Annotated in this window: 8 protein-coding genes, 1 pseudogene and 1 other annotated feature; of the genes and pseudogenes, 1 reads left to right on the forward strand and 8 read right to left on the reverse strand. The window is 42.3% G+C overall.

Annotation, left to right across the window (positions count from 1 at the left end):
• Positions 1 to 136: 136 nt before the first annotated feature.
• From STRDD04_RS02640 to STRDD04_RS02655, 4 genes are all read right to left on the reverse strand, one after another.
• Complete coding sequence (locus STRDD04_RS02640; protein WP_062199103.1) at positions 137 to 373, reverse strand: hypothetical protein; 237 nt, start codon at positions 371 to 373, stop codon at positions 137 to 139.
• Positions 374 to 460: 87 nt separating this feature from the next.
• A complete protein-coding gene (locus STRDD04_RS02645; RefSeq protein WP_062199104.1) occupies positions 461 to 841 on the reverse strand; it encodes a rhodanese-like domain-containing protein in 381 nt (126 codons plus the stop codon).
• Position 842: 1 nt separating this feature from the next.
• A complete protein-coding gene (locus STRDD04_RS02650) occupies positions 843 to 1,061 on the reverse strand; it encodes a YqgQ family protein (protein ID WP_062199107.1) in 219 nt (72 codons plus the stop codon).
• Between the two features lie 229 nt (positions 1,062 to 1,290).
• Positions 1,291 to 1,806: a Dps family protein gene (locus tag STRDD04_RS02655; RefSeq protein ID WP_062199109.1), complete on the reverse strand. Its 516-nt coding sequence runs from the start codon at positions 1,804 to 1,806 to the stop codon at positions 1,291 to 1,293.
• Positions 1,807 to 1,972: 166 nt separating this feature from the next.
• Between STRDD04_RS02655 and STRDD04_RS02660 the strand changes: the two genes are divergently transcribed.
• Positions 1,973 to 2,635 (forward strand): prepilin peptidase, encoded by a 663-nt coding sequence (locus STRDD04_RS02660; RefSeq protein ID WP_062199111.1) that lies wholly within the window; start codon positions 1,973 to 1,975, stop codon positions 2,633 to 2,635.
• On the opposite strand, the gene STRDD04_RS02665 is transcribed toward STRDD04_RS02660, so the two are convergent.
• The 4 genes and pseudogenes from STRDD04_RS02665 to STRDD04_RS11350 all read right to left on the reverse strand — a co-directional run.
• The gene (locus STRDD04_RS02665; RefSeq protein ID WP_062199113.1) at positions 2,624 to 3,187 is read right to left on the reverse strand and encodes an aminodeoxychorismate/anthranilate synthase component II; all 564 of its coding nucleotides are present in this window, start codon (positions 3,185 to 3,187) and stop codon (positions 2,624 to 2,626) included. The two genes, STRDD04_RS02660 and STRDD04_RS02665, sit on opposite strands and share 12 nt — an antisense overlap.
• A 92-nt stretch (positions 3,188 to 3,279) precedes the next feature.
• Complete coding sequence (gene trpB / locus STRDD04_RS02670; protein ID WP_062199115.1) at positions 3,280 to 4,461, reverse strand: tryptophan synthase subunit beta; 1,182 nt, start codon at positions 4,459 to 4,461, stop codon at positions 3,280 to 3,282.
• A 62-nt stretch (positions 4,462 to 4,523) separates the two neighbouring features.
• Positions 4,524 to 4,764, reverse strand: a binding site (T-box leader).
• A gap of 87 nt (positions 4,765 to 4,851) precedes the next feature.
• Positions 4,852 to 5,388, reverse strand: coding sequence for a VanZ family protein (locus STRDD04_RS02675; protein ID WP_062199117.1), 537 nt, complete (start codon positions 5,386 to 5,388; stop codon positions 4,852 to 4,854).
• A pseudogene (locus tag STRDD04_RS11350) lies at positions 5,375 to 5,813 on the reverse strand (23S rRNA (adenine(2503)-C(2))-methyltransferase RlmN); the annotation flags it as partial. The gene STRDD04_RS02675 and the pseudogene STRDD04_RS11350, both read right to left, overlap by 14 nt.

Genomic DNA, 5,813 nt, shown 5'->3' on the forward strand with positions numbered 1-5,813 from the left:
ATTGGTACTTATGGCCAATAACCTCCTAAAATACAATAAGAGAACGGTTCAAATTTAAAAAGCTAGAGTTCCATAATTGGGAATCTCTAGCTTTTTTGTGACTGAGAACTATTTTGTCTCAGACTCTTATCATTCATTACATTAATCCATTCACGGTCAAAATAATTCCTGCAATCCAGTTGACGATAGAAATCACAATGCCGATGATATTCAGAATTTTTTCTGTTTTATAATCCAATTGAGTCTCTTTTTGGTGTGAATTGACCAAACCTAGACCAATAATACCTAAAATAAGGCCGACTAATGGAATCAACAAGCCCAAAACAATGGACAAGATACCTAAAACAAGAGAGGATTTTTTCTTTTCTTGCATCTTATAAATACTCCTTAAAATTAATATTAGTTCATTTTGATATAAAACTTAAGTTTTATGTATACGATAATAACCCTTTATACTCTATCAGCTTGACTTTACCTTGCCATTCCAAGAATCAAGGCCGTAAGATAGGATATAAATGTCATCAAAACCTTGCTTTTTCAAATAGATAGCTGCATTGGTCACCAGCTGTCCTCGGCTATTCTCATAAATAAGAACTGGTTTGTCTTTGCGAAGTGCATTAATACTGGACTTGAGCTGTTGAGATGGGATGTTGCGCGCGCCCAAGATATGCTTGCGGTGAAAATCCGATGGATCACGCAAGTCAATCAACTGTCCCTGACGAATCAAGCCTTCAAACTCACTATTATCTACTATCTTAGCTGCACGGCGAATACGGAAATAATTGAAACCCATCCAAGCCAACATCCCCAGCAAAATTGCCCATAAAATCCAAATTCCCATTCTAGTTTCTCCCTTTATTTTCTAAATATTTCAACTCTGTTTGATGCTCTCTACGCAGGACGGCCTCAGCCTCCAGATAATCAAGCTTATCCATCAGGCCAGCATCGTAAATCCGCTCCAACTCAATTTTCATCATCTCAATATCATAAAGACGCTTGCCCATATAAATAATGATTCCGAAATTTTTAAGAAATTGCTGCACATCGTAGAGTGTTTTCATGAGCTATATTTTATCAAATTTTGCTAAAGTTTTCAAGATGGCAAAAACAGAAAAGACAGCCTCGGAGGCTGCCTTTTCGGGAGATTATTATGAAAAAGAAAAGTTTAGGAGTTCTATCAAACAAAGTTAGGAGGTCTTCATCTGATACTATTAGTATAAGGGAGTAAGCTTAAATAATCCTTAAGAAAAACAAAAAAGGCAAATTTTTTGCCTCTTTTTGAATTTCATTTTATAAACCTGGTGCTTGACCGATTTCAGCTGTCAACATCCAGATGGTCTTTTCAAGATCTGCCTTGGCACCAACGAAGATATCATTGGTCACATCATCGCCTTCTTCATCTGTCACATCCATCGCTTCTTGGTAAAGATCTGTCAGATAACGGAAGATTTCAATCACGCGCGCCAAGCTTTCTTCTACATTCTTGCTGAATTCGCCCGCTTTTTCTTCGATCTTGCTGTGTTGGATAAACTCTGTCAGAGTTGAATAAGGCTTGCCACCCAGAGTAATCAAGCGTTCGCTGACTTCATCCAAGGTCACGTCTACCGTGTCCATATATTCGTCCATTTTTGGATGCCATACCATGAAGCCTGCGCCACGCATATACCAGTGAACTTGGTGAAGAGCAATACGAGCTGTATAAAGGTCTGCTACTACTTGATTGAGAACTGCTTTCGTTTTTGGTAAAGAATTTTGGTTAGTGAAAGTTGCTACATCTGCTGCAGCGCCATATTTTACTTGAATCATAATGATACCTCTCTTTTTATTTGTAATCATTCTAATCTTTTTTGATTATGTTTTAATTATAATGCTTCTAAATAAGAAAGTCAAGTCTTAAAACTCAAAATTTTACTTTATTAGAAAAGTTGTAAAATTTCAAAATTTTTCTGCTCAAAATCACGAATAAACAAGTATGATTCATCTATACTTTTTTCTAGTTGGAACGGTTCTAGCCTCCTTTCTAGGCTTAGTCATTGACCGCTTCCCTGACCAATCCATCATCTCTCCAAGCAGCCACTGTGACAACTGCAAGCAGATACTCAAAGCACAGGATTTGGTCCCAATCCTTTCTCAGCTTCTTAATGGCTTCCATTGCCGTTTCTGCAAGATTCGTCTTCCTGTCTGGTATGCTGTTTTTGAGTTAGTGCTGGGCTTGCTTTTTCTAAGCTGGAGTTTAGGGTATCTTTCGCTAGCCCAGCTCTTACTGCTCACTATGGGCTTGACCTTAGCCATCTACGATCAGCGCGAGCAAGAATACCCTCTCCTAATCTGGCTGATTTTTCAGTTCTTGCTGATGGCGACAGCGGGTATCAATCTGCTCATGCTCTTCTTTTTAACCCTAGGATTTCTAGCCTTCTTTTATAATCTTCGTATTGGAGCTGGCGACTTTCTATTTCTCGCTTCCTGCGCAGCTATTTTCAACCTGACAGAAATTCTCATCCTCATCCAAATTGCCTCTTTCTCTGGCCTCGCCTGCTTCTGCTTTAAAAAGAAAAAAGACAAGTTAGCTTTTGTACCCTGTCTTTTAATCGGTGTGGGGATGATTATTTGCTATAAGTTATGGCTATTTTACTAAGTCAATGAAATTCTTGATAGACGACAGACCATCCGGCGTACCAATACTTTCAGGATGATACTGAAATCCATAAATGGGCAGGCTCTTGTGCTGGATAGCCATAATCGAATTATCATCAATTGCCCGCGCTGTCACTTCAAAGTTCTCTGGCATCTCCTCAATCAATATTGAATGGTAACGCATGACCGGCTGACCATCTTCAATCCCCTGATAGAGAGGAGAACTTGCTTCAAAGTGCAGAATACTTTGCTTGCCGTGCATGACCTTTGGAGCCAATCCTAGCTTTCCACCAAATACTTCTGCAATCGCCTGATGCCCCAGACAAATACCTAAAATCGGTTTCTTACCAGCAAAATCACGGATAAGCTCCTCCATCCGTCCTGCATCTGCGGGCCAGCCTGGACCCGGGGACAGAACCAAAGCATCTGCCTCTTCTGCCACTTGATAAAGGCCAGCATCATCATTTCGCAAAACCCTGACTTCCGCGAAATGGCTGATATACTGAGCTAAATTATAGGTAAAAGAATCATAATTATCAATTAGTAAAATCACTGCATATCTCCTATATTGACCATAGATTTGGTCTGCCCAGCAACCACAGACTCTCTGAAAGGATGGACGTTACTACTCTTCTGCTAGGTATATTATTTTCGTTTTTCTAGATAGTCGGCAATGGCTGCCACATCCTTGTCTCCTCGACCAGATACATTGATAATGATGATTTGATCAGATGACAGTTGCGGAGCTCGCTTGATAGCTTCAGCAATGGCGTGAGAACTTTCGATTGCTGGCAATATTCCTTCCTTCTGTGTCAAGAGAAGCAAGGCATCCACAGCTTCATCATCTGTCGCAGCTACGTATTCTACTCGACCAGAATCTTTAAAGAAAGCATGTTCGGGACCAACTCCAGGATAGTCCAAGCCGGCCGAAATGGAGTAAACTGGTGCCACCTGCCCATCTTCAGCAAAGACAGCGTAAGTCTTCATACCGTCCACTACTCCGACACTTCCCTTGCTCATAGTTGCTGCATGTTGGTCGGTATCTAGGCCGCGTCCAGCCGCTTCAACACCAACCAACTTGACTTCTTCATCCGCCACATACTGGGAGAAGGCACCGATAGCATTGGAACCACCACCTACGCAGGCAATAACATAGTCCGGCAACCGGCCTTCCTTGTCCAAAATCTGCCGGCGAGATTCTTCACTAATCACCTTTTGGAACTCATGGACAATGGTCGGATATGGGTGAGGACCGACAGCCGAACCCAAAACATAGAAGGCTTCTAAATCACTCATCCAAGCCCCAAAAGCTGCATCCACTGCATCCTTGAGTGTTTTGGTTCCTGTTTCCACAGCGTGAACAGTCGCACCCATCATTTCCATGCGGAAAACATTAAGGCGCTGGCGTTCTACATCCTCTGCACCCATGTAAACATCGCACTTCATACCAAACTTCGCTGCGGCTGCCGCAGTTGCCACACCATGCTGACCAGCTCCAGTTTCAGCGATTACCCGGGTCTTACCCATGCGCTTAGCTAAAAGAATCTGCCCCAAAACATTATTGAGCTTATGGGAGCCCAGATGATTGAGATCTTCCCGCTTCAGATAAATCTTAGCTCCGCCCAGGTGCTGAGTCAGGCTTTCGGCAAAGTAGAGCGGAGTCTCCCGGCCTGAATAATCCGCCAAATAATGTCGGTATTCATTTAAAAATTCTGGGTCATCCTTATACTTCTCAAAAGTCGCTTCTAATTCATCCAGCAAGGCTTGGATCGGCTCCGGTACAAAAGAGCCGCCGAATTGTCCAAAATATCCTTTAGTTTCTGTCATCTTAATTTCCTCATTTCTTTATTTTCAAACAAAACAAAAGCCCACACACAGAAAAAACTCTGTGTGAGGGCGTAAAATCGCGGTGCCACCTCAATTATGGAGAAAAGTATAGACTACCTCCATATCTCTGTCTTGTCTAACAACAAGTTGCACTGTAAGGTGTGCTCACCGAATTTTTATTGTTTCAAATTCATTTTTTTGCATCAGCCCACTTCATAATCTTCCACTACCTGTTTCCACCAACCACAGGCTCCCTGAAAGTAGAAAAAAATTATTACTTTTCTGATGATTGTCTAAAATTATAAAGCTTCGAAAATCTTTTGTCAAGAGAAAAACGAAAAAAGAATAAATTTTTGCAAAAACTCTCCCTAAATCCGAACCTTCGTCTCCCTAATTTAAGTTGAAAGCGTCGTCTTGACGATTTTTCAAAAACTTCTGACAGAGTTGAAAAGTCCGCCAAGCTAGATAGCCACCTAAAGTGTTGGTCCAGAGATCATCAATCTCAAAGACTCGGTTGGCTTTGATGAGAAGATCCAGCAAGATCTGAGTCATTTCAATGGACAGACTCATAGCAAAACTGAGCCAAACAATTCTCTTTGTGCTCCGCAACTGAGGAAATAGCCATAGGAGCTGAAAAATCAATGGCGACAGCAGAAAGATATTGGCTAGATTTTGGACAAAGACCTTGACCAACTGCAACCAAGAAGTAATCTCTCCGAGATTGACAAAGGAGTTAAAAGGAACCAAGAGTACTACTCGGCCAAAGTACTGGATACCCGGCGTCTCCATTCCTGGCTCTGGCGTTTGTGGCAGGAAGCACATGAGGCAGAGCATCAAGAAATAGAACCCGCATCCTCTTAGCAGTAATCTCCGTCCCTGAGCTGTCAACTCGCCGTCTGAAGTCAGATAATTTTTAAGGCTGAACATTTTCAACAAGAGTTTTCTCACGGTCACGCTTCATCGTATTGGAGCGCAACTGACCACAGGCTGCATCAATATCTGTACCGTGCTCCTGACGCACCACACAGTTGACTCCGTTTTTCTTGAGGGTATCGTAGAAGGCCATCACGCGCTCTTTGGGACTGCGACTGTATTGGTCGTGCTCGCTAACGGGGTTGTAAGGAATGAGATTGACATAAGACAGCTTCTTAATGTTCTTGAGCAGCTCAGCCAGTTCCTTAGCCTGCTCTACCCCGTCATTGACTTCATTGAGCATGATGTACTCAAAGGTCACCCGTCGGTTAGTGGTCTCGATATAATATTCAATGGCCGCAAAAAGCTTCTCAATCGGAAAGGCACGGTTGATTTTCATGATGCTTGAACGGAGATCATTATTGGGCGCATGAAGGGAG

It is taken from the genome of Streptococcus sp. DD04 (assembly GCF_001578725.1).
In the GTDB taxonomy this organism is placed as follows: Bacteria; Bacillota; Bacilli; order Lactobacillales; family Streptococcaceae; genus Streptococcus; species Streptococcus sinensis.